Origin of the sequence: Ruminococcus sp. SR1/5 (assembly GCF_000209835.1) — a bacterium.
GTDB lineage: Bacteria > Bacillota > Clostridia > Lachnospirales > Lachnospiraceae > Blautia_A > Blautia_A fusiformis.
Genome location: NC_021014.1, coordinates 1,273,947 through 1,298,804, shown reverse-complemented (window position 1 = coordinate 1,298,804; position 24,858 = coordinate 1,273,947). Strand labels below are relative to the sequence as shown.

The 24,858-nt window shown below is 45.7% G+C and carries 17 protein-coding genes, 1 pseudogene and 1 other annotated feature; of the genes and pseudogenes, 5 read left to right on the top strand and 13 right to left on the bottom strand.

Translation table 11 applies throughout. The annotated features are described in order from the left end of the window. The first annotated feature begins 31 nt into the window (after positions 1 to 31). On the top strand, positions 32 to 901 hold the full coding sequence (locus CK1_RS06720; RefSeq protein WP_015525520.1) for an AraC family transcriptional regulator: 870 nt from the start codon (positions 32 to 34) through the stop codon (positions 899 to 901). A gap of 15 nt (positions 902 to 916) precedes the next feature. On the opposite strand, the gene CK1_RS06715 is transcribed toward CK1_RS06720, so the two are convergent. Further along, complete coding sequence (locus tag CK1_RS06715) at positions 917 to 2,551, bottom strand: glycoside hydrolase family 36 protein (RefSeq protein WP_161209176.1); 1,635 nt, start codon at positions 2,549 to 2,551, stop codon at positions 917 to 919. Between the two features lie 513 nt (positions 2,552 to 3,064). Between CK1_RS06715 and CK1_RS06710 the strand changes: the two genes are divergently transcribed. Beyond that, positions 3,065 to 3,517, top strand: a complete 453-nt coding sequence (locus tag CK1_RS06710; protein WP_015525518.1) for an Hsp20/alpha crystallin family protein — start codon at positions 3,065 to 3,067, stop codon at positions 3,515 to 3,517. A gap of 368 nt (positions 3,518 to 3,885) precedes the next feature. Continuing rightward, positions 3,886 to 4,530 carry a type I phosphoribosyltransferase gene (locus tag CK1_RS06705; protein WP_015525517.1) on the top strand — a complete coding sequence of 215 codons (645 nt, stop codon included), beginning with the start codon at positions 3,886 to 3,888 and terminating at the stop codon, positions 4,528 to 4,530. 69 nt (positions 4,531 to 4,599) lie between these two features. Here the strand turns inward: CK1_RS06705 and CK1_RS06700 are convergent, their stop codons facing one another. Then, entirely contained in the window at positions 4,600 to 5,601 is a 1,002-nt protein-coding gene (locus CK1_RS06700; RefSeq protein ID WP_092073574.1) for a FliH/SctL family protein, read from the bottom strand. 906 nt (positions 5,602 to 6,507) lie between these two features. Here CK1_RS06700 and CK1_RS06695 point away from each other — a divergent pair. Together CK1_RS06695 and CK1_RS06690 are read left to right on the top strand one after the other, a co-directional pair. Beyond that, complete coding sequence (locus tag CK1_RS06695) at positions 6,508 to 7,632, top strand: DUF4317 domain-containing protein (protein ID WP_502685095.1); 1,125 nt, start codon at positions 6,508 to 6,510, stop codon at positions 7,630 to 7,632. A gap of 10 nt (positions 7,633 to 7,642) precedes the next feature. Continuing rightward, a complete protein-coding gene (locus CK1_RS06690) occupies positions 7,643 to 8,440 on the top strand; it encodes a Cof-type HAD-IIB family hydrolase (RefSeq protein ID WP_015525514.1) in 798 nt (265 codons plus the stop codon). Between the two features lie 106 nt (positions 8,441 to 8,546). On the opposite strand, the gene CK1_RS06685 is transcribed toward CK1_RS06690, so the two are convergent. The 11 genes and pseudogenes from CK1_RS06685 to CK1_RS06635 form a co-directional block, all read right to left on the bottom strand. Then, positions 8,547 to 9,806 carry a hypothetical protein gene (locus CK1_RS06685; protein WP_015525513.1) on the bottom strand — a complete coding sequence of 420 codons (1,260 nt, stop codon included), beginning with the start codon at positions 9,804 to 9,806 and terminating at the stop codon, positions 8,547 to 8,549. Between the two features lie 213 nt (positions 9,807 to 10,019). Beyond that, positions 10,020 to 13,345, bottom strand: a pseudogene (gene mfd, locus CK1_RS06680) (transcription-repair coupling factor). Positions 13,346 to 13,352: 7 nt separating this feature from the next. After that, on the bottom strand, positions 13,353 to 13,931 hold the full coding sequence (gene pth / locus CK1_RS06675; protein WP_015525511.1) for an aminoacyl-tRNA hydrolase: 579 nt from the start codon (positions 13,929 to 13,931) through the stop codon (positions 13,353 to 13,355). Between the two features lie 78 nt (positions 13,932 to 14,009). Beyond that, on the bottom strand, positions 14,010 to 14,960 hold the full coding sequence (locus CK1_RS06670; protein WP_015525510.1) for a TIGR03943 family putative permease subunit: 951 nt from the start codon (positions 14,958 to 14,960) through the stop codon (positions 14,010 to 14,012). 122 nt (positions 14,961 to 15,082) lie between these two features. After that, a complete protein-coding gene (locus tag CK1_RS06665) occupies positions 15,083 to 16,225 on the bottom strand; it encodes a CobW family GTP-binding protein (RefSeq protein ID WP_015525509.1) in 1,143 nt (380 codons plus the stop codon). A gap of 212 nt (positions 16,226 to 16,437) precedes the next feature. Continuing rightward, positions 16,438 to 16,671, bottom strand: a complete 234-nt coding sequence (locus CK1_RS06660; RefSeq protein WP_015525508.1) for a hypothetical protein — start codon at positions 16,669 to 16,671, stop codon at positions 16,438 to 16,440. 136 nt (positions 16,672 to 16,807) lie between these two features. After that, positions 16,808 to 17,920 carry a DUF3878 family protein gene (locus tag CK1_RS06655; protein ID WP_015525507.1) on the bottom strand — a complete coding sequence of 371 codons (1,113 nt, stop codon included), beginning with the start codon at positions 17,918 to 17,920 and terminating at the stop codon, positions 16,808 to 16,810. Beyond that, entirely contained in the window at positions 17,904 to 18,836 is a 933-nt protein-coding gene (locus CK1_RS06650; protein WP_015525506.1) for a GTP-binding protein, read from the bottom strand. Before CK1_RS06650 ends, CK1_RS06655 begins: the two co-directional genes overlap by 17 nt. A 225-nt stretch (positions 18,837 to 19,061) precedes the next feature. After that, positions 19,062 to 22,394, bottom strand: coding sequence for a TRAP transporter large permease subunit (locus CK1_RS06645; protein ID WP_015525505.1), 3,333 nt, complete (start codon positions 22,392 to 22,394; stop codon positions 19,062 to 19,064). After that, the gene (locus CK1_RS06640) at positions 22,395 to 22,898 is read right to left on the bottom strand and encodes a TRAP transporter small permease (protein ID WP_015525504.1); all 504 of its coding nucleotides are present in this window, start codon (positions 22,896 to 22,898) and stop codon (positions 22,395 to 22,397) included. Between the two features lie 85 nt (positions 22,899 to 22,983). Beyond that, positions 22,984 to 23,230, bottom strand: a binding site (T-box leader). 84 nt (positions 23,231 to 23,314) lie between these two features. Next, positions 23,315 to 24,712, bottom strand: a complete 1,398-nt coding sequence (locus CK1_RS06635; RefSeq protein WP_015525503.1) for an alanine/glycine:cation symporter family protein — start codon at positions 24,710 to 24,712, stop codon at positions 23,315 to 23,317. Positions 24,713 to 24,858: the final 146 nt, after the last annotated feature.

The window sequence follows — 24,858 nt, the reverse complement described above, 5'->3', positions numbered from 1 at the left end:
CAAATATTTTAAACTGATATTATCTATAATCATGCATCGAAAGGAGGAAACTCCCATAGAAAACAAACAGGTTCTGAACCGCCAGACCTCATCAAAAGAACTTCATCTTATTTCCTGCGGCTGGGAAAAATGTACACCGGAACAGTCCTACGGCCCTGGTGTCCGGCGATATTACACCATCCATTTTGTGCTGAGCGGACAGGGATATTTCTATATGAACAACCGGAAATATACCTTGAAAGCCGGACAGTGCTTTTTCATTCCTCCTGTGACCAGCTCTCTCTACAAAGCAGAGCCTTCTGATCCCTGGACTTATATCTGGATCTGTTTCAATGGAGAAAATGCTCCCATACTTTGTGAACACTGTCATCTTACTGAAGAAACTCCGGTCCAGCAGCTAAATTCGGTTCTTCCCTATCAGGAAACCATTCTTGAAATGATGGCTCACCCGCAGCTGACGCCCTCCAGTGAAGCCTATATCCAGAGTGGTCTTTACCGGATCATCGCCATGCTGGAGGAAGAATTTCATGCTTCCTACACGACCATGGAATCCAATGAGAATTTTTACATCACACAGGCTGTTGATTACATCAAAAAAAGTCCGCTGCAGAATATCACTGTGACAGATGTTGCTGACTATCTCCATATCAGCCGCAGCCACCTTTACGGACTTTTTAAAAAACATCTTGGAACCACACCCCAAGCATTCCTGACTTCAGCCAAGATCATCAACGCCCGGGAGCTTCTGACCATCACGGATATCCCTGTCTCCAGCGTGGCGTTCTCCTGCGGATATCAAAATCCATTTGCCTTTTCCCGTGCCTTCAAAAAAGAAACCGGCATGACGCCACGGGAATACCGGGAAAAATATCATCATGCCGAGGATCTTCTGGATTGCTGAACCACTTTTCCTGATTTACGGAACAACTACCTTGGCATTATAGTATTCCACCGTAGCATCCATGGTCGGACCTTCGTTGTCAAACCAGTCATAAGTGATAGTTTCGCCGTTTTCTCCCCATACCTCCGGGCAGTCGATTTCTTCCCAGTCAAGCGGAACAAAATGCTCTTCCTGTTCTGATGCACGCAGCATGATCTGATGCAGCTCCTCAAATTCCTCCGGATTCAAAACTCCAGGTTTTGCGGATACAAACAGTGGTGTACCGCTCTTTGCAAGAACGTCTGCCCACTGACGATTTTTCTCCCATGGGATCATTCCGAAAATACCGACACAGTCTGCATCAATATGGTAAAACGTATTGTGCTGCGGAAGACGGAATGCCAGCGTATTTACGCCCATTCGTCTGGTACGCTCCCAGATACGTCCGCTGGTATCGTCACCGGTCCGATTCAGATGCATCAGGCCTGCGCCGAGATGTCCGATGGTATTGCAGCCGATGATCACTGCGTTGTTGCTCCGGGAAGCATCATAAATCTCCTGATAAAGCATTTTTACGATTTCTGCGCTGGTTTTGGTCTGATCATAAAAATGCCATTTCTCCATGGAATTGTCTCTTAAATTCGCCTCAAATCCCCATTTTCCAAAGAGATCAAAGGTAGAAAAATCATGCTTGATCAGCGTGTATCCCCAATCACAGATTCTCTCGATATCTTTACGGATATATTCCAGTGCATCCGGGTGGGACGGATCGAGACAGTCATTATAGGAAATTCTCCACTCATCCGGGATATTCTCATCTTCATTAAGAAGCAGACGGACCCAGATACCCGGGCGGACACCTTTTTTCTCCAGCTTGTCTGCAAGACCTTTCATATCCGGAAATCTGGCATTGCCTTTTGTCCAGGGTCCACCGTTGTATTCATCCAGGCGGTGATGCTCCTGCCAGCAGTCATCAATGACCATGAACGGAGGATTTTTTACACCTTCGGTCAGTTTCAGGATATAATCGGTATCACTTAAGATCTCCTCTTCGGAGCTGTCACCGTAAGCATAATACCAGTTATTGCTTCCATATACCGGAAACTCTGGGAAGATCGGATCTGTACACATTTTTTCACAGAATTTCTGTGCAGTTTCAAAAGTATCTGCTCCTTCTGCTTCCATGCAGACGATCTGTGCGGCACACAGCTTTCTTCCTTTCAGCTGTACTCCTGTATTTCCGCAGCGAACATCCAGAAACAAAGTAATTCCTTTGGTATCCACCTGCCAGCAGCACATAGCAGAAGGACGGACCTTTACGCCAAAGCAGAGAACCTTCTCAGAAAGCTTCGCCAGAAAATACCATGGCAGATAACGGTTTCCGCTCATTCCATGCCATTCCGCATCACCATAGGTACGTTCCCAGGCATCTCCCAGAAATCTGGCTGATTTCGGGATCTTATAGTTCCATCTCAGCTTCACACATCTCACTGCATCCTCGGATGTGACAAATATATCCTCATGTTCACCTGCGTCCTGAAATTCCACAGTAGTTGCACCGGCAGCTACTGTCGTCTGCCCTCCCTGGCACACAAGTCTCTCCTCTTCTGTTTCCACTGTTACATAATCCGGTACCCCAAGCTTAAAATCTGCATATTTTTTCTGCATCATTCTCTCCTCCTGTACTTTTTCATTTACATTTTGCTTTACCTGCATACTCATGAATACTGTCTTTCTATCGTCTGTTCAACTCAGAAGAATGTACGTAAAAATTTTTTTAATATATTTTGTCTATATGCCTTATTATATTGAATTTTTTGGTTTTTTCTATGCTTTAAAGTTATTATAACATTGCAGAATGTTCAATCTGCATAAGCTTTTCAGTCCTTGTCCGATTCGCTTTTTAACGTAAGAACATAAAGGGCTAAAGATGGAAATTAGTTTTTCATTTTACGGGACACAAATTCTTCACAATTTTTTAGCACTCGCCTCTTGACTTTGCTAACAACAAGTGTTATATTACATATAGAACAAAGGAGAAGATAAAAAAGAACTTCCAGATGTTCAGAATAAAACCAAACGATCACCACTGCGGAATAACCCGAAGTGGTAACTATATACCGGCAACAGTTGGATTTCTTGATCCACCGGAACGGCTTTTCAATTTGAAAGGAGAAATGACTTATGATGTTCCCGAGTGTATTTGGAGAAAACTTATTTGATGACTGGATGGATGATTTTGGATTCAGAGATAATTTCTTTAGCGGAAAGAACCCTCTTTATGGCAAACATGCAAAAAATATCATGAAAACTGATGTACGTGAAACAGATAAAGGCTATGAGCTGGATGTAGATCTTCCAGGATTTAAGAAAGATGAAGTACAGGTACAGCTGAAGGATGGTTATCTTACCATCTCTGCTGCCAAGGGTCTTGACAAAGACGAGGAAGACAAGAAAGGCAATTATATCCGCCGTGAACGTTATGCCGGCAGCACAAGCAGAAGCTTCTATGTTGGTAATGGTGTAAAAAACGAAGATGTCCATGCAAAATTTGAGAACGGTGTTCTGAGACTTTCTATTCCGAAAAAAGCAGCTGAAGAGATTGAAGCTGATAAATATGTATCTATTGAAGGCTGACATCGACTCACTCTCACAGGAGGAGAATCCATAAGGATTCTCCTCCTCTTTTTTATACGCAATAATACATATGACACTCTCTTTCCAATTTACTACGTACTCACAAGTACTTTCACTCTATAGTAATGATCCTATTGTCAAAGTTTTCATGATATTGGATATTTTTTAACAAATACGCTTGATTTTTTGAATATTTTTTATATATTTTGCATTATATTATTTCATTTTTTTGAAATTAATGGTATAATATGCACAGCTAATCGGATATTTGCAATCCGCATTCGGTTAAATAAATCTGTTTCGTAATCCTTCAGGATAATTCTCCTGAACAACCACGTAAAACACGATCACGACAGGAGGTTTTTATTATGGATCAGGACAACATCATAAAAATTTATGCACGCACTGACAACCGCATACAGCTTAAAATGATTCCGGGACACTTCGTAACATCCCAATCCCATATCACACACTACCTGGATCTCACTACTATGAAATCCAGATGCGCTGAAGCACAGCGTATTGCATCCGCTCTCGCAGCAAATTACGAAGCATCCATTCCGGTAGACACCATCGTCTGCATGGACGGACTTGAAGTGATCGGTGCTTATCTCGCCGAAGAACTGACCAAAGCCGGCGTCCTTTCCATGAACGCACACCAGACCATCTACGTCATCACCCCTGAGTTCAACAGCACCGGGCAGATGATCTTCCGCGACAACTATGAACCAATGATCAATGGAAAAAACATCCTCATCCTAAATGGCTCCATCACCACCGGATCCACATTGAACCGAGCTATCGAAAGCGTTCTGTACTATGGCGGTAAGATCCGCGGCGTGGCAGCCATCTACAGCAGTGTAGACAGTGTAGCCACACTCCCTGTCCACTCTATCTTTCAGGCCAGAGACATCCCGGACTATCACTCCTACCGCTCTGACAACTGCCCACTGTGCAAAAACCGCCAGAAGATCGATGCTATTGTCAGCAGTTACGGATATTCTGTATTATAAGATTCAGATCAATCAACGAATCCCCCATGGATAGCAAAACCAGTGGGGGATTCTCTTTATCTTTTCTTATTATAATTGATATTCTCTATACATGGCTTCACGCATTTCTTTATCTGTAACAACCTTCTGAATCTCATTACCACGATTATCAAGTATAAGCCTGTTGATCAGAACACTAAGTCGTTCTTCCCCCTGGGCCATTCCCTGAGCTATTCCCTGAGCCATTCCCTGGGCCATTCCCTGAGCCATTCCCTGAGCCATTCCCTGTTCTCGCCCCAGTGCTTCAGCCTGTTCCTTAGCTTCCGCCATCAGTCTTGCCCTTTTCTCAGATTCCAGTTCCAGAACATGTCCACCCATAATCTCACCTATTCCTTTCCGGACTTTCTCCTCATTTCTGAAAATATGATCAGATATCCGAGTTATCAGTCCAATCAGATCACTGAACAGTTCAGACCTTCCAGATTCAGTGATCTCTACCTCCAGTTTACTCCGGATCACTTCATATTCATTCAGTAATTCCTGAAAAAGTTGTGGATTCTCACTCATCTCATGCCCTCTTTTTTCATATCGCATGATATAAAAAGGAAGCAGCATAAGAAGACTCTTTTCAAATATCTTATCTTTTGTATAATTCTCTACTTTAATGGCAGGCACTCTGTACAAATGACATCCCCCATCCGGAAAAACCACATCCACTTCCAGAAAATCCGGCGTATTCCTACTATTCCTCAGATACAACACACAAGAACGTGGAAACTCCATCCGATACCTCCGTCCCTGCTTTCTGGCAAACTCAACAGCAGTTGCAAAATCATACTCTATCATCCGTACAGCCATTGTCGTGTCATCCGTACTCTGACATTCTATATGATAAATCCTGTTTCCGATCAACAGTCGCGAATCCGTAATAATCTCACCATCCACCCGCTGATACTCATTACGCAGTTGCACAATCTCCACATCAGCCGGGTATGATGTATGAAAAACATCATTGATCAAAGGCACGACCAGAAACGTCATTTTCTCCATCATAGTACGAAAAACATCATCAAAAATCGTATTATCTCTCAAACAATACTCCTTCTGGTATATACAATTATACCATCAACCAAACACTTCAGAAACCCTGTATACAGTTTTTATAAATATTTTTGAAAAAACGCTTCAGACATTGAAGCAAAAAGAAACCAAATAAATGGATAGATCTTATAAGATATACAAATCATACCACACATCCCACCACAACACCACAAAAACCCATCTCCAAATTTCGACACCACCTTCCAGCGTCCAGCAACGCACCGACGCTCACAACCTCCCTAACAAACACATAGAATCTCAAGCGTCCAAACTACAAGCGTCCAGCAACGCACCGACATTCACAACCTCCCTCCAAACCACAAGGAATCTCAAGCTTCCAAACTACAAGCGTCCAGCAACGCGCCGACGCTCACAACCTCCCCGGCAAACCACAAGGAAACTCAGCCTTTCCTCCCAGCCATCCAGCGCAGCGCTGATGGCTCATCCAACTCCCGTCAGACCACTCTATCCCTCCCACCATGACCGCACAGTGTGAGGTTTGCAGCAGAAGTCCGGGTGCTTTGGAGTGAGCCTTGGTCCATACTTAGCGTCTGAGGTGGTTCACGGAGAGGTACCCGGCGGCCACAAGCCGCAGGGTAAGGCCCATCTGTCTGAGCCAGGTACGCATCAGCGTACATGGCGAGTTATGGGCCGGCCGCTCCGTGAGACACCTCAGACGCTTAGTATGACCAGGCGAAACGACGGCACCCGGACTTCTGCTGCAAATCTCACACGTCCGTCCGCGTCATCTTGCCCCCACCAAACACCTGTGCTATAATCAAACTAATTAAAAAACCGAGGTAAACCACACATGAACAAAAAGAAATCGCAGAAATAAAAAACAATTCACCCCTGACCGCTGCTCCATCACCCGCATCTGCGGCTGCTACGTAGACGGTGAAAAAACAAAAAACCGAACTCAAAGAAGCCTTCTTATCCTTATCAGAGGAAGAAACCTTCAAATACTTCGACATCTTCCGAAAAACCCTCACCGGCACCATCGGAAAAAACCTCATCAACATGGAATTTCCTCTGGATCAGGAAACCGAAGGCGGAACCCAAAACTTCCTCATGAAACTCCGCAAAAGCAAACTCACCGACGACACCCTCACCGAAGCCTTCTACGACAGAATCATAGAAAACTACGACTACGGTGAAAACTACTACATCATCCTCATCCACGCAGTCTACGACATCCCCGGCAAATCCTCCGACGGTGCCGAAATGTTCGACGCTTCCGATGAGATCTACGATCACATCCTCTGCAGTATCTGCCCGGTCAAGCTCTCCAAAGCAGGCCTGCATTACAATGCAGAGACAAACAATATTGAAGACCGTATCCGGGACTGGCTGGTAGAAATGCCTGACTGGGGCTTCCTTTTCCCACAGTTCAACGACCGCAGTACCGATATCCACGGACTTCTCTACTACACCAAAAACGCCGAAAATCTCCGCTCCACCATGATGGAAGAAGTCTTCGGCTGCACCACACCACTATCTGCCGGAACCCAGCGTGACTCCTTCAATGCTCTGGTGGAAGAAACCCTTGGTGATGACTGTGCCTACGACACAGTCCTTGAGATCCACGAAAAGCTCAACGATCTCATCGAATCCCAGAAGGACGAACCGGAACCTGTTGTCCTCACCAAATCCGAAGTCAAACGTCTCTTCGAAGAATGCGGCGTAGAAGACGAAAAGCTCCAGAACTTCGATGAACAGTATGAGCTTGCCGCAGGAGAAAAATCAGCTCTGGTAGCATCCAACATCACCAACACCCGGAAATTCGAGATCAAAACCCCTGACGTGGTGATCCATGTAGCACCGGACCGGGCAGAACTGGTAGAAACCCGCATCATCGATGGTCGAAAATGCCTTGTGATCCCCATGGAAAGTGAAATAGAACTCAACGGCATCCGTGTCAGCACACTGAACTCTGTTGAAGATACATCCGCAGAACCGCTTCCTGTTAATGATATTACTGACATTGATAACAGTAACACCGAAGAAGAAATCCCATTTTAAAGGAGACCTTATGAACGATAAAAAAATCCTGTTCTTCGACATAGACGGCACACTGCTTACGCCTCACCCCTTCAAGGTTCCGGAGAGCACCAGCCGCGCCCTCACAAAAGCCCATGAAAACGGTCATCTTCTTTTCATCAACACCGGCCGCACCAAAGTAATGATGCCCTCTGCACTCTCAGAGCTTCATTTCGATGGCTATATATACGGCTGTGGAACCCACATTTACATGGACAACAAATTGCTTTTTTTCCGCACAGTCCCAAATCTTCTGTGCAAGGAAACCGTAGACCTTCTCCGCAAATGCAAGATCGAGGCAATTTTTGAATCCAACACTGAGATCCTGTATGATGGCATATCTCCGGCCCAGTCCGAATTCGGAGTCAAAATGCGAAAAGAAATTCCAATGGTCGACATCACAAAATTCAATCGGGAGGATGCCTGCACTTACTCCTATGACAAATTCCTGGTACATATGCTGCCGGATTCCGATGTCGAAAAATTCCGCAGCTTCTGTAATGATCATTACACCTATTTTGATCACGGAGACGGAATCTGGGAAGTCACACAAAAGGGTACCAGCAAAGCCACAGGCATGGAATTTCTCCTGGACCGCCTTTCCATCCCCAAGGAAAACTGCTATGCATTCGGAGACAGTCCCAACGACCTTCCCATGCTGAAAGCTGCCGGAGTCAGCGTTGCTATGGGAAATGCTTACGGAGGCATCGAAAAACACTGCACATACCAGACAGACTCAGTGGACAAGGACGGGATCCTTCACGCACTAGAGCATCTCGATCTGATCTGATGATCCGTAAAGCAGGCATGAGCATTACAAAAAACGAGCCGTGTACGATAAATCCGTACACGGCTCGTTGTCTTTTCTCTTATCATTCCATTGTAAACATGGTATCTTATTTCTCAGCTTCCAGTGTAGCAGCTGCCTCAGATTCTGTACTATCTGCAGTCTCCTCATCAGCCTTTGCAGAATCTCCCTCTGTCTCCGGTGTCTCGGTCACATCGGTCTGCTCCTCAGCTGCCGGTGTCTCGGTTGCCTCAGCCTCTGCAGAATCTGCTATCGGTGTCTCAGTTACATCCGGGTCCGGTGTCGGAGTTGGAGTCTGGATCGTAAAGCTGTGATTATCTGTGATCTTGATCTTCTTGATCAATTTTTTCTCTTCTTTGATATCAGCTTTCTTCTTCCAGCCATCTGTTGTATCATTATAGAAATCATCCTTCTTGGTGTTTGTCAGAGACTCTTTCTTACTCTCCGTTGCAGTTTTATCATTCTTGGAATCCAGTCTCACAACATACCATACGGAATCTGTCTTTATGATCTCCTCGTTCAGTGCACCCTCGTCCAGCTTTCTTAAAGCGGTACGAACCTCATCCGGATAAGTAGTTCCGTTGGCAGCACTGTCATCACCTTCCTCATAGGTAGGGCATGTTCCGGTTGTTGCGGTCATATCCTCGGAGATCTTATCTCCAAGAGTATTGAAATCTGCAGCCGGATCCTCTTTAACCTTGTCATAGAACTTCTGAAGATTCTCTTTATTCTTCTTGATATCATCATCGGAAAGATCATCTCCGCTGACCTTTGCACTTGCATAGCTGAAGGACATCTGCTGATATTCTTTCTCATCCAGTTTCACGTCCGCTTTGGCTTCAATGGCATCCTTCATCTTCACATCGTATGTTTCAAGCTCGAGGAAAGTCTTCACCATATCTTCATCAACCGCAAGCTCTGCAATTGTCTCATCGGAATTGGCAGCCATAAAGTTCTTGGCAGCTTCCTCAAGAGCCTTCTGCTCATCATCTGTGATTTCAACATCATACTCGGAAGCGTGTTCTTTCTCCAGACACATCTTTTCAACAGTTTCAACAGAAGTTGTTACCGCATTTTCACCGTAAGTCTCATCGGAATCATCATCCATTTTGGTACTCCAGATAGACATATCGCTTCCACCGCCAAGATACATCTTGTACATTGCCTCAGCCTGTGCCTGCTGCATACGTGCTGCCAAACTTACAACGCCAAACGGGATTTCCTGCTTATTGACTGTCACTGCGATCTTTGTACCATCGAGTTTTTTATTTCCGCAGCCTGCCATCATTCCTGCCGCTGTAACGCAGACAAGAGCAGTAACTGCCGCTTTCTTTACTGAATTTCTCATTTCATCCTCCATCTATCCGTCCATAAGAATCACGGTCCGGCTCTTATTCCATAATACTTGATTATAAACGTTTTCACCTTTAAGAGCAAGGAATTTCACGAACTTACACGACATTTCACAAATTATCCACAAGTCTTTCCGGGAAAATATCCGGTATCCACAAACCGGATGTTTTTTCCCGTGGATAACCCTAAGCTTAGCTGATTCTTCCCTTTACTCCAGCGGCTCTGCCAGTTTTGCCAGCTCCCCCGCAAACTTCATCAGCTCTTCGATCAGCCTTCCCTGTGGTGTCAGGATAAATTTCGGCTCATGATCAGCCTTAAACTGCAAACCTCTCCGGTACTGCGCCATAATAGCCGGGATACCTGCGGGATCCAGCTTGGCCTTTTCATAGAGCGTGATCCGGACATCTTTTCCAAGCTGCTTGATCTCCGTCACATATCCCTGATGGGCAAGAGCCTTCAGTCTTGCAATGGCAAGAAGATTCAGCACAGCTTTTGTCGGCTCGCCAAAACGGTCGATCAGCTCCTCCAGCATATCGTCATATTCCTGCTGGCTTTCAATACCGGCAATACGCTTATAAATATCCAGCTTCTGGAACTCGTTGCCGATATAGGAATCCGGGATAAATGCATCAATATTGAGATCAATGGTCGTCTCAAAATCATCCATAGTCCGGATTCCCTTTGCCTCCTTGACAGCCTCACTGAGCATCTTGCAGTAAAGGTCATAACCAACTGCGTTCATATGCCCGTGCTGCTGAGCACCGAGAAGATTTCCTGCTCCACGAAGCTCCAGATCCTTCATAGCTATCTTAAAACCGCTTCCAAGGTCTGAATACTCCCGCATGGCGCTGAGCCGTTTCTCCGCGGTCTCCTGGAGCATCTTGTTTTTGGTATACATCAGGAATGCATAAGCAGTCCTGTTGGAACGTCCTACACGCCCACGGAGCTGATAAAGCTGGGAAAGGCCATATCTGTCCGAATCATGGATGATCATAGTGTTTACGTTGGAAATATCCAGTCCTGTCTCAATAATAGTGGTGGAAACCAGTACATCCACATCTCCATTGATAAAATCATACATTACCTGCTCCAGTTCCCTCTGACTCATCTGTCCATGTGCAAAATCCACTCTGGCCTCCGGCACAAGTCTGGATATCCGAAGGGCTACTTCGGCAATGTCATTGACTCGATTATATACGTAATACACCTGTCCCCCCCGGCGAAGCTCCCTGCGGATGGCTTCCCGAACAGTCTCCTCATCGTACTCCATAACGTATGTCTGGATCGGCACACGATCCATCGGCGGCTCTTCCAGAACGCTCATATCACGGATACCGATGAGACTCATATGAAGAGTTCTCGGAATCGGCGTTGCCGTCAGCGTCAGTACATCCACATCTTTTTTCATCTGCTTGATCTTCTCCTTGTGAGTAACACCAAAGCGCTGCTCCTCATCAATGATCAGAAGTCCAAGATTTTTAAATTCCACATCTTTTGAAAGAACTCTGTGGGTGCCGATCACAATATCTACCTGCCCCTTTTTGATCCCTTCGATGGTCTTTTTCTGCTGGGCAGATGTCCGGAAACGGCAGAGAAGCTCCACCTTCACCGGAAATTCTTTCATACGCTGTACAAAGGTATTGTAATGCTGCTGGGCAAGAATGGTAGTAGGGACCAGATAAACCACCTGCCGGCTTTCCTGTACTGCCTTAAACGCAGCTCTTAAAGCCACCTCCGTCTTTCCGTAACCAACGTCACCACACACAAGACGGTCCATGATCCTAGTGCTTTCCATATCTCTCTTGGTATCCTCAATGGCTGCCAGCTGATCCTCTGTCTCCTCATAGGGAAACATCTCCTCAAATTCCTTCTGCCATACGGTATCCGGTCCGCAGACATACCCCTCTTTCTCCTGGCGGACTGCATAAAGCTCTACCAGCTCTTTTGCGATATTTTTTACCGCACCCTTAACACGGCTCTTGGTCTTATTCCACTCCTGACCGCCAAGCTTGTTCAGCTTAGGCGTTTTTGCATTTTCGGAGGATCCTGAATATTTCTGCAAAGCATCCAGCTGGGTTGCCAGGATATAGAGATTACTGCCGCCCCGGTATTCGATCTTGATGTAATCCTTCACAACACGGTCAACCTCTACCTTTTCGATTCCACGGTAAATACCCAGTCCGTGCTTTTCATGAACAACAAGATCACCAATGGAAAGCTCTGCAAAATCCTGGATCCTGTTTCCGCTGTACTTTTTCTTTTTTTACGCTTTTTCTGCTCTTTGCCGAAAATATCGGTTTCCGTCATCACTGCAAATTTGATTAGCGGATACTGGAAGCCACGTCTTGCGTGACCATAGACAACCATGATCTCCCCGGGACTGATGATACGATCCATGTCCTGGCTGTAAAAAGCATTCAGTCCTTCCTCTGAAAGATCCTTTGCCAGACGCTCCGCCCTGGTCCTGGAACCGGAGAGCAATGCGATCCGGTATCCCTGACTCTTATACTGAAGGAGATCCTTTACCAGAAGTTCAAAGCTGCTGTTATAAGAATCTACAGACTTCACCGTAAGATCAAATTCCTCATTGATCTTCCATCCGGAACGTCTGGGAGAAAGTGCGGATACAGCCACACAATTCCGTCTGTTCAGCTTCTTCTGCAGTTCCTGAAAGCCACATAGCCACTGCTCCGGAAGATTTGCCTCGCCTTTTTCCTCTCTGTGCATACGACTCTGACGGTACTCTTCCTCCACACCCTCGCCGTTTTCTGCCAGGTGGTTCAGTTCATCCAGAAACACCAGTGTTTTTTCTTCCGGAAAATAATCCAGAAAGGATACCATATCTTCTCCGTCCATCTTTTCTGCGGCCGGATAAATCGTAATTTCATCTACATTTTCCAGAGATCTCTGACTTTCCGCATCAAAGCTCCGGATAGAATCCACCTCATCATCCCACAGTTCGATACGCCAAGGATTATCCTCTGTCAGCGGATAGATATCAATGATTCCTCCACGCACAGAAAACTGCCCCGGAAGCTCTACCTGACCGGTGCGTTCATACCCCAGCTCTACCAGCTCTTCCTTCAACTGATCCAGATCGATCACACTGTCACTTTTAAAATGAAGAAGTCTGCTTCTAATCTTTTCCAGCGGCATCAGGAAATCCATACATCCGTCAATGCTGGTAACAACGGTCACTTCTTCCTGTTCCAGAAGTGCCCGGATCACACGCATCCGCTGCCGGATCAGAAGATTTCCGTGTATATCTGCCTGAAAAAACAGAAGATCCTTTGCCGGATAAAAATATACATTTTTGTCATAGAATCGGTAATCCTCATAGATTTCCTTTGCGTTGCGCTCATCATCCGCAAGGATCAGATGATATGGAAAAAGCCCGGAAAGTCCATACATCAGATGGACCTTCTGGGACTCCATGCATCCGGAAACATTAAGAATTCCGCAGTTTGCGCCACAGCGCTTTTTTATTTCCTCAAACTCTGCAAGACCCTGCAGAGGATGCAAAAATGCTTCCATACAAACCTCAATTCTTAGGCTTTTTCCTGTTATATTTATTCATCGCCGCATCTACGCCCTCGGACAGGATCATCTCCACAGCCTCTGCCGCATCATTGATCCCTTCATCCACAAGCTTGCGGTCACTGTCCGAAAAATGACCCAGCACAAAATCTGCCAGATCCCAGTCTTTCGGTTTCGCACCGACACCAACACGGATACGGATAAATTTTTCAGTTCCAAGGCGGCGGATGATATCCTTGATCCCGTTATGTCCGCCCGCACTGCCCTTTTTGCGGATACGAAGCTGCCCAGGCTCCAGATCGATATCATCGTAGATCACGATCAGCTCTGTCTCCGGATCGATCTTGAAATAGCCGGACATCTCCTGGATCGGACCGCCGCTTAAATTCATATAGGAAAGCGGTTTCATCAGAATAGCTTTTTCACCGCCGATGATACCTTTTCCATACATGGCATTAAATTTTACGCCGCCCTGCGGGATATTATGCTTCTCCACAAGACAGTCAACGGTGTCAAAGCCCATATTGTGGCGTGTAGCCTCATACTGCTTTCCCGGATTTCCCAAACCTGCAATTAAATACATAAAAACTCCTCAGCTGTAATTCACCTGTTTCAATGTCAGCCTTCTTATGCCTTAAGGCATACAAATGCTCTGATCGTATCAGTTGAAATATACCATCTCATCAGCAAGTGGCTCACAAACTTCTACATGCTCTGCGTAAAGTACGATTCCCTCTCCCTGATATTCCATTCTCTTCTCAAACGCAACCTTCGCAGTAACATCCACCCACTGGCCTTCTGCGATCTTCGGAGCAAAAGCGCTCTTGCAGATGTAACCAAGGAATGTGGTATCATCTGCACAGCATGTCATGGCTGTTCTTCCGGGAACAAAGAATTTGCTTCCCATTCCACGCGGCTTCAGGGCACGTGCTTTAAAGTGAACGGTTTTTCCGACATAACAGTCCGGATGATCCATGGAATCCACAAACCAGATACCATAATCCTCCGGAAGGATATCGATCACCGGCGCATCAATATCAAATGGCATCTCATCCTCAAAAAGATCACCAAGCTCGCCCTCTTCATCCTCAAAGATAATCTCCGCACGCTGGTTCACCACCTTGATGCTTCTTCTGTAAGAAGGAAGCGGGTCGTTCTCCTGGCAGCGGTTAAAGATAACCATATCCGCATTGCGGACCATGTCCATAAAAAGGGACTTCATATTCGCCATATAGACTTGGAATGTGCTTGCATCCACACAGGTGATATGTTGCTCCACGCCCCAGCCTTCCGGTTTTTCCATTTCTTCGAATTTACTTACCAGCCACATGCCATTATACTCAATGATCACCCGCTCCGGCTGATGCAAGATCTCCATTGCCGCAAGTCGTTCCGGTGTAAGCTCTTCCTCGCTGTCAATGCTCTCCACAACGGTATTGCACTGTTTCAGTGCTTCCTCATCATATTCTTCCTCACCCTCTTCGCAAAGGATCAGCAGTGTTTTTCCATCGATCTGAAAGTAATCCTGCTGCAGGGTAAAGCTCAGGAAAGAGGTCTTGCCGCTTTCCAGAAAACCTGTGATCAGATAAACGGGTACTCTGGTCTCTTCCATAAATCCATCCTATCAGATACTGTACAATTTAATGTACAGTATCTGTTTCCTTTCTGTAACAATCTATATCTGTATTCCGCTTTGGCTTTGCGTCAAAACGAACATTTATTTTATCATATGCTTTATGCGATCCCGAAAAGCTCCTCCAGTGCATGCTCGTCAAGCTTAGAACCGATCACGCACAGACGGCCTGTATATTCCGGTGCACCCTCACGGATCTCAGTTTCTTCCGGAACCATATCAAAATAGATCCATGTTCCGTCTTCTGCTGGAAGCATTCCCTTTGCACGGAGGATGATACCGTATTTATCAGACTCGGAAAGTGCCTCAAGGATCTTCTCAAGTCCCTCACGTGTATATTTTTTAATAGTCTCACGGCCCCAGCTTGTGAAGACCTCATCTGCATGATGATGGTGGTGGTCATGTCCACAGCCACACTCTCCGTCGTGGTGATGGTGATGCTCATGCTCTTCATGATCATGGCCGCAGCCGCACTCTCCGTCATGGTGATGGTGATGCTCATGCTCTTCATGATCATGGCCACAGCCGCACTCTCCGTCGTGGTGATGGTGATGCTCATGCTCTTCATGATCATGGCCGCAGCCACACTCTCCGTCGTGGTGATGATGATGCTCATGCTCCTCCTCAAGCATCTCCTGCTCCAGGGATACCGGATGCTCCATAACCTCTACCAGCTTCTTACCGTCAAGATTCTCGATCGGAGTTGTAATGATAGCAGCATCCTTATTCAGGCTGCGGAGAAGCTCCAGGGACTCCTGAACCTTTTTCTCACTTGCAATATCAGTACGGCTCATGATGATAGCACCTGCATACTGGATCTGATTATCAAAGAACTCACCGAAGTTCTTCATATACATTTTGCATTTTTTTGCATCAACAACAGTTGTATAGCTGTTCAGTTTAATGTCAACCTCGTCCTGAACACCCTGTACAGCCTTGATAACGTCAGAAAGCTTACCAACTCCTGATGGCTCGATCAGGATCCTGTCCGGATCATATTTGGTAACAACCTCTTTCAGAGAGGTTCCGAAATCTCCTACCAGAGAGCAGCAGATACATCCGGAGTTCATCTCACGGATCTGGATCCCTGCCTCTTTCAGGAAGCCGCCGTCAATACCGATCTCACCGAACTCGTTCTCGATCAGCACTACCTGCTCACCCTGAAATCCATCCTTCAGAAGCTTTTTGATCAGAGTTGTTTTTCCGGCGCCAAGGAAACCGGAGATAATATCAATTTTAACCATTTTGTATACACTCCTTTTAACGTAGTTTGACCAGGAAGTATTATACCCCCTGGTTGTATCCTGTTATGCTCATGATGACAGAGAAAAAAATACCTGTTTCTGTATCTGCTGTCATTATATCCATTTTACAAAACAGACATTCCTATTCTGCTTTATATTCAGATTAATAGAGGGATGTGAAAAGCTCACATCCCTGAAAATCGTTCTTCCTATCAGCCGTTGATCATAAAGTTCATAAGCTTGTCGATATCCTCTTTCTCTGCTGCAACGATCTCAAGCTCCGGGATCTCACCAGCGGAAAAGATGTTTGCAAGAGATACATACTGGGAAAGTTTGGATTTCAGGTTCAATCTGTCTCCCTCTCCTGTTACAAGCTCTACTCTACCCTTGCAGCTGTCAATTACCTCAAAAAATTTATCAATATCTGTAATATGTGTTACTTTCATTTTAAAAATCTCCTTTCTTATTAAAGGGCTGTTCTTAACTCTTTCCGTTAGATTATACCCCAGTGTTTTTAAAAAAGCAATCCCTGCCGGGCAAAAACACTTCACAGATATTCTCTACGGATCTATATATATTTCGTCATATTTCTTCAATTTCAACGGTACAGTCTTTTCTTCCTTTGTTCCATTTCATGAGATAAACCTTAAATCCCAGAGAATCTCTGGCAATGGTAAACGGTTCTTCCCTGAGTACTTCGGATCCCATACCCTGCTCGTTCAGCTCTGCCTGCTTTGTCCTGGCTTTTTCTGTAAGAACTCTAAGTTCTTCATCGGCTTCTTTTCCAAAAGAACGATTCCCATATCCGGATGAAGCTTCCCGCAGCTTTTCAGAAAGGCACATCGTTACCTGGATGTGTTTTGTACGGTGAAGCATTCCTGCCAGTTTCCGTGCTACCCATTTAAACCGAAGTTTCCGGTAAATTTCAAGCCACCTGACAAAGGTACGGTCTCCTGCCTGCCTTGCGATCTCTCCCATTACCTCAAATGCCTTTTCCGAGGGAATCCACGGATTTTCCCTGGGAACAATATACTTTTCCGGAACAGCCGGATAACAGCAGTAATTCAATGGCGGAAATTCCACCAGTGCAGAAAGCTTCTCCTCCAGAGCGTTGCAGCTGTCCCCGCCTATATAATCATATTTGTCGCGGAGGATCGCCAGCCGATATTCCAGCTGCCGTAAGTATTCATACCCTTCTACCCAGAAATGACCGATCCGGCTGTAATCGTAGAGATGTTTTTCCAGAGACAGGGTTTCAAAAAACAAAGTCACCACCGAATCATCCTGGTGAACCACAAGGATGTATTCTCTGCCCTGCCGGCTTAAATCTGCCAGGATCTCGCCCTCGTAATCCGGTTTGTATACACCTGTCATACGGGCATTTCCAAAAACAAGAAAGCTTTCTACCGCATCATTCATAAGATACACAAGACGGATTTCGCCGTTTTTTACATAAGAATCCACTCTGTACATATTGTCATCGGACTTTTCCGCAATTGCTTCCGAAAAAGCACTTTCTGAAGCTGCTTTCTGATCCTGCGGATCTTTCTCATCATTCACTGCCACCAGTTCAAACTGATCTTCTCCAAGCAGCTCTGCTAGCTTCTGAAAGGTATCTGGCAGCTCTTCAAAGGCCTTCTCTGAGACATATCTCTCCGGTGCTGTTTTTCCTGCAGTATTATTTCCAGTATCCATCAATTACCTCTTTATTCAGTTTCTCCCCAATAACGATCATGATCTCCTGTCCCAGCTTTGCCGGCCGGATGCAGATCTCATGGCGGGTAGCATTCAGCTCCAGCCATTGTCCATCTTCTTTTCTGAGAAAACCTTTTACGCGAAAAACATCTCCGCAAGATGGATCATTCAGGATCCTTTCTGCAGTTTCATGAAGTTCCTCCTCGCTTTTATGAACGTTCATAAAAAACAGAGAATCAAATCCGCCGCCTTCCGCATAGGATTCCTTCACGTAATCCTCTGCCACATACCCGCAATCCAGGATCTTTTCCAGGTCTGTGTCTGTGAGATCATCCCAGTTTCCGGTGAGAATCTCACTGTCCAGACGGCGCCTGCACTGAATCTGGCCAAGTGCACGGTTGAGATGCTCTTTTGTGCTGCTGATCTCTTCCACCGTGGCTTCCTGGCTCCTGCTCAGTAATACATAGCCTGCATCTGCCACCTCGGAAGCCAGCAGATAATCCGCTTCCGCAGAAAGATCCTCTGCCAGCTTCGCATCCACAATGGCGATCACATTTCCGATCTCATACCATTTATCCAACGGTTCCTCATGGAGGGCGTCAAAGAACTCATCCACATCAAAGATTCCGGATGGTTCTACGATGACACGGTCGTAACCGCACATTCCCATGGCGATCAGCTTTGTCTTAAATCGCCGTCTGTGACAGTCCGCATCACAGCCCCCGGAAACCATCTCCAGCTCACAATTGTCTCCCATTAGATCCTGAAGCAGCATCATATCCACATTCACTGCCCCGAAATCATTTTCCAGGATCCCGATGTTCATGCCTTTTTTCAGAAGATAGGAGGCATATTTTTTTATAAATGTTGTCTTTCCGGATCCGAGAAATCCAGTTATCAGATCGATCTTTATCATATTTCTTCCTTTACCTTATCAACTCTCCGGAGCATACAGTAAAATAAATGCGAATATATGCTTTACTTATGTTCCGGTCATATTTCAATAATCTCCTGCCCGACAAATGTCGGACTGCTATCAGTATATAATCTTTTTTCCGCAAAGAAAAGAGGCGGTCCCGAAAAATCCTCTCAGAACTGCCTCTTTCCGGCTATTTTATCTTTTTATAAACATATATGAAGATTACTTTGTAAACAGATCTACCAGATCCTGACCATCATTATAGCCCTGTTTTTTCAGTTCCTGAACAAACCAGTCATCTACACCGTCTACTGCTTTCTTAAAGGAATCGATATCCATGTCCTTTTTCTCTGTGAAGGTCACACCGTTTTTGTCTGCCCAGCGTGCTTTGATCTCATCATCACTGGAACGGTTGATGTAACGCTCATACTCAACAGCTTTCTGACCACACTCGTCAACAACAGCCTGCTGCTCCGGTGTCAGCGCATCATAAATATCCTGGTTGATGCAGAAGAACAGGCAGTCATAGATTGCATCCCACATGGAGCAATATGGCTGTACCTCCTGTACACTGGCTGCATCGATGGCGGGCAACGGATTCTCCTCGCCCTCTACCGTATTCTGCTGAAGTGCTGTGTAGGTCTCGGACCAGTTCATATTTGTAGCATCTGCCCCCCATCTCTTATAACACTCCATAAGGAGATTAGAGCCGGCTACACGAACCTTCAGATTCTTCATATCATCTACAGATTTTACCTCATGCTTGCTGTTTGTCAACTCACGGAATCCGTTCTCTGCAATACCCATGCAGTGAAGTCCGTAGCCGTTAAGGATCTCCTTCAGCTTGTCTCCGGCCTCTCCGTCAAACTTCGCATCTGCATCATCATAGGAATCATAGATGAACGGCAGGGATACCACATTGAAGCGTGGATCAAATGCAGAATAGATCAGATTGGAATGCATGGAGATCTGTACCGGGTCTCCGTTCATCAATGCCTGGATTCCCTCGGACTGATTTCCGTTTGTCAGCTGATCCGCTGCGTAAATGTTAACCTTGACCTTTCCTCCGGTAGCCTTTTCCATGAGTTCACCGAACTTACGTCCTCCATCAGCCCAGGTACTTGTCTCCGTTGTGGAGCATGCAAAGTTCCAGGTTGTCTCAGGCCAGTTCAGATCACTGTAATCCTCCACGGTATCTACCGAATCCTCTGTAAACAGATCTACAAGATCCTGTGCATCGTCATAGCCTTCACTCTTAAGCTCCTTTACAAACCAGTCGTCGATTCCGTCTACTGCTTTCTTGAAGGAATCGATATCCATATCCTCTTTCTTTGTAAAGGTCACACCGTTGCTCTTCTCCCAGCGGCTCATGATCTCCTCGTCGCCGGAACGGTTGATATAACGCTCATACTCAACAGCCTTCTGGCCTGCCTCATCAACAACCTGCTGCTGTTCCGGTGTCAGGCTGTCATAGATATCCTGGTTGATACAGAAGAACAGACAATCATAGATTGCATCCCACATGGAGCAGTACGGCTGTACCTCCTGTACACTGGCTGCGTCGATCGCAGGCAACGGGTTCTCCTCACCCTCTACCGTATTCTGCTGAAGTGCTGTGTATGTCTCAGACCAGTTCATATTTGTGGCATCTGCCCCCCATCTCTTATAGCATTCCATAAGAAGGTTGGAACCGGCCACACGAACCTTCAGGTTCTTCATGTCGTCTACTGTTTTTACTTCATGCTTGCTGTTTGTCAGCTCACGGAAACCATTCTCTGCGATTCCCATACAATGAAGTCCGTACTCACCAAGGATCTCTTTCAGCTTTTCTCCGGCCTCACCGTCAAATTTTGCATCCGCGTCATCGTAGGAATCATAGATAAACGGCAGGGATACTACATTGAATCTCGGGTCAAATGCAGAATAGATCAGATTGGAATGCATGGAGATCTGTACCGGATCTCCGTTCATCAGTGCCTGGATTCCCTCGGACTGATTTCCGTTTGTCAGCTGATCTGCTGCGTAAATATTAACCTTGACTTTTCCGCCGGTTGCTTTTTCCATAAGCTCACCAAACTTACGTCCTCCGTCAGCCCAGGTACTTGTTTCAGTTGTAGAGCATGCAAAGTTCCATGTCATCTCCGGCCAGTCAAGATCACTGTAATCCGCGATGGTATTAAAGGAATCACTTCCGTCTCCGGAATCCTTGGAACTCTGGCTTTCTGTGTCAGAAGACTGGTCTCCTGTATAGGAACCCTCTTTTGCAAGAGCCTTCGGAAGAGCTGTGGAAACAGCCGGAATATAAGTGATGATCAGAAGAACTGCAACGGATGCAGCGATCATCGGCATAACTGCTCTGGAGATCTGCTGAAGAGTAACCTCCAGACCTTTTTTGATCTTGATACTGATGGCAACGAAAAGATTTACACCTACCGGAGGTGTTACCTGTCCGATCGCAAGGTTAACTGTTGCCATAACACCGAATGCTACCACATCATAGCCCAGAGCCTTACATACCGGAAGCATGATCGGTATAAAAATGTACATCGCAGAGTTTGCATCAATGAAGCATCCTGCGATCAGGAAAATGATGTTTACGATCAGAAGGAAGGTAAACTGATTATGTGCAATGCCGGCAAGAAGCTCAGATGCCGCATTTGCAATACCAAACTTGGTACATACAAAAGAGAACAGGGAAGCACTCGCTACGATCAGCATGATTCCACCGGTTGTCTTTGCAGAATCCACAAGAATGTCAAACAGATCTTTGAGCTTAACCTCACGGTAGATCACCATACCAACAAACAGACCGTAAACAACAGATACGGCTGCAGCCTCAGTTGGTGTAAAGATACCACCGTAAATTCCCCCGAGGATGATAACCGGCATCAGGAATCCCCAGAATGCATCTTTAAATGTATCCCAGCGCTCTTTTGCGGAAGCTTTTTCACGGGATGGCTGAATGTTATGTTTCTTTGCCTCGATCATAACGATGATCACAAGAGCAACACCCATCAGAAGTCCCGGAACGATACCAGCCATAAACATATCTGCAATAGATACACCTGTAATAGAAGCGTATACAACGAATGCGATACTCGGCGGTATGACAATGGCGATGGAACTGGAGGTTGCCATCAATGCCGTGGAAAACGGTGCGGAGAAACCTCCCTGCTCAACCATAGCCGGGATCAGAACTGCTCCAAGTGCCGCAACCGTTGCAGGACCGGAACCGGAGATCGCTCCGAAGAAGCAGGCTACGATAACACATACAATGGCGATACCGCCCTTTTTATGTCCTACGCAGGTATCTACGAAGTTGATCAGTCGTTTGGAAATACCGGCTTTTGCCATAATGTTTCCAGACAGAACAAAGAACGGGATAGCAAGAAGCAGGAATTTACTGATTCCGGAGTACATATTTGTAGCTACGATCGTCAGAGATGTACCGGAATAAAGGATGGCACATACAGATGACAGACCTAAGCAGATCGCAATGGGAAGTCCCAGGATCAGGAAAACAAAGAAGGAGATAAATAAGATTGCACTGATCATTTATTTGTCCTCCTTTTCATCATCTTTTTTCAGGCAGAAGTCGAGGCAGTACTCAATAAAATGAAGGATCATACAGCCTGCTCCGATCGGCACGAAGGACCAGAAGATCCACTCCGGCCAGTTCAATACGAAAGTTCTCTTGCCGTTTGCCAGCTGTGTAAGAACTTTGTCCATTCCATATTTAAATAAAATTGCGGAAAAAACAATGCTCAGGACCGTGATCAGGATCACAGATGGTTTTTCCAGTTTTTTCGGAAGACGGTCCGTAACCAGTGTCAGACTTACCAGTCCTCCTTTTTCACGGCAGGCAAGTGCTGCTGCCAGAAGTGTGATGAGAACAAACACCGCTACAACAAGCTCTTCTGTAAAAGACCATGAGCGATGGATGACCTTACGGGAAAATACATTTCCCACAGTCAGCACAAGGATCAGCAGTGTGGAAATGACCAGTACGATTTTTTCTACTGCTGCAAGTGCGTTCATGAGTTTTTTGTACACTTTCATACTCTTTCCCCTTTTGTATATTTTTCCGGTTTCAGATCCTTACCGCGTGGTTTAAAATGTTTTGGATAAAAAAAATCCGTCCCCTTTCAGGGACGGATATAAAATTCCGCAACCACCCTGTTTCTCCATTGAAACAAGCACGATTCTGCAACGTACCGGCATACGCGACTTCTGTAACGGGAAGCACCCGTGAAAACCTACTTACTTGTCTGAAACTTTCGGCTTTCCTTCTCAGGGATGATATTCAAGGCAGTTCCGACGCTGTATCACACCAGTCACAGCTCTCTGAAGACGGTTCCTCTGTCTTTACTGATTCCCTTCATGGAATTTACTTCTGTTATGTGTTAACTCTTTAATGAGTTAAACCAATTCTAACTCTGTTTGTTTTGATAGTCAAGTTTTTTTCAAAAACTCCTTCAGGCGTTCTTTCCTTCTCCGGCGAAGTACTCCTTCACAAGCTTTACAACCACACCGGAAAGCAGGAATACTGCGATCAGGTTAGGGATCGCCATCAGACCGTTGAAGGTCTCTGCGATACTCCAGAGAAGTCCAAGGTCAACAGTTGCGCCGATGATCGCTACCAGAGAGTACAGTACCATAAAAGGTCTGATAGCTTTTTCCTTAAAAAGGAACTCCGCACATCTGGCTCCGTAAAGTCCCCATCCAATGATAGTGGAAAATGCGAAGCAGCACATGGCAACTGCTGTAAAGATGGAAACCCAGTTTCCGTATGTACTGGTAAAACCGCTGATGGTAAGCTCCGCTCCTGCTGCTGCGCCATAACCAACCGGCACCCCGCTGCAGAGGATGACAAGCGCTGTCAGCGTACAGATCACAATCGTGTCCGTGAATACCTCAAAGATCCCGAAAAATCCCTGTTTTACAGGTTTTCTGGTGTCTGCACAGGCATGTGCGATGGAACCGGTACCAAGACCTGCCTCATTGGAAAAAATACCTCTGGAAACACCTTTTTTCATACTCATGAAAAAGCTTCCTACTACGCCACCTGTCACAGATGCCGGATTAAATGCTCCTCTGATGATAGCGCTGAAAACACCCGGAACATTTTTCCAGTTGATGATAACTACACCGACGGCAAGAATAATATAAAACAATGCCATAAACGGTACCAGCTTTTCTGTAACCTGGCCGATCCTTTTGATTCCGCCAAGTAGGATCATTGCCACAAGGATCGCAAGGATGATCCCCATAACAAGGTTTACCGTAGAAGTATTATCTGCAGCGATCACATTGTAATTGATCAGTGCAGAATCAATAGCTGTTGTAATGGTATTAACCTGGGTTGCATTTCCGGTTCCGAAAACAGTAAGCACACCAAAAGCGGAAAACAGATATGCCAGCCAGTGCCAGTGTTTTTTTAGACCATTCTTAATGTAATACATTGGTCCTCCAACCAGATCTCCGTTGGCATTGGTTTCGCGGAAATGTACCGCAAGTGTTACTTCTGAAAACTTTGTACACATTCCAAGAAGTGCGGAAATCCACATCCAGAATACGGCTCCCGGTCCTCCGATGGCAATAGCACCTGCCACACCTGCAATATTTCCCGTTCCCACGGTAGCAGCTAACGCCGTACAAACAGCCTGAAACGGTGTCAGACTTCCATCGGAAGCTTCTCTTTTCCGAAGCATACGTCCGATAGTGACCCTGATGGCATAGGGAAATTTCCGAATCTGGAGAAAATTCGTGCGGATACTTAAATAAAGACCTACACCAATAATACAGATCATCGCAGGAACGCCCCAGATAAAATTGTTTACGGCAGCATTCACTGATTCAATAACAGATAACATTCTATAATCCTTCCCTTATTTAATTTTGTCTTTTTGGATTGTACGTTTGTCTGTACAAAAAGACGATTCGTTAGATTATATCACATTTTTTGTCGAATGTATAAGAGAAAAGCTTTATAATTTTACTATGATAAAGAAAGGAAGTG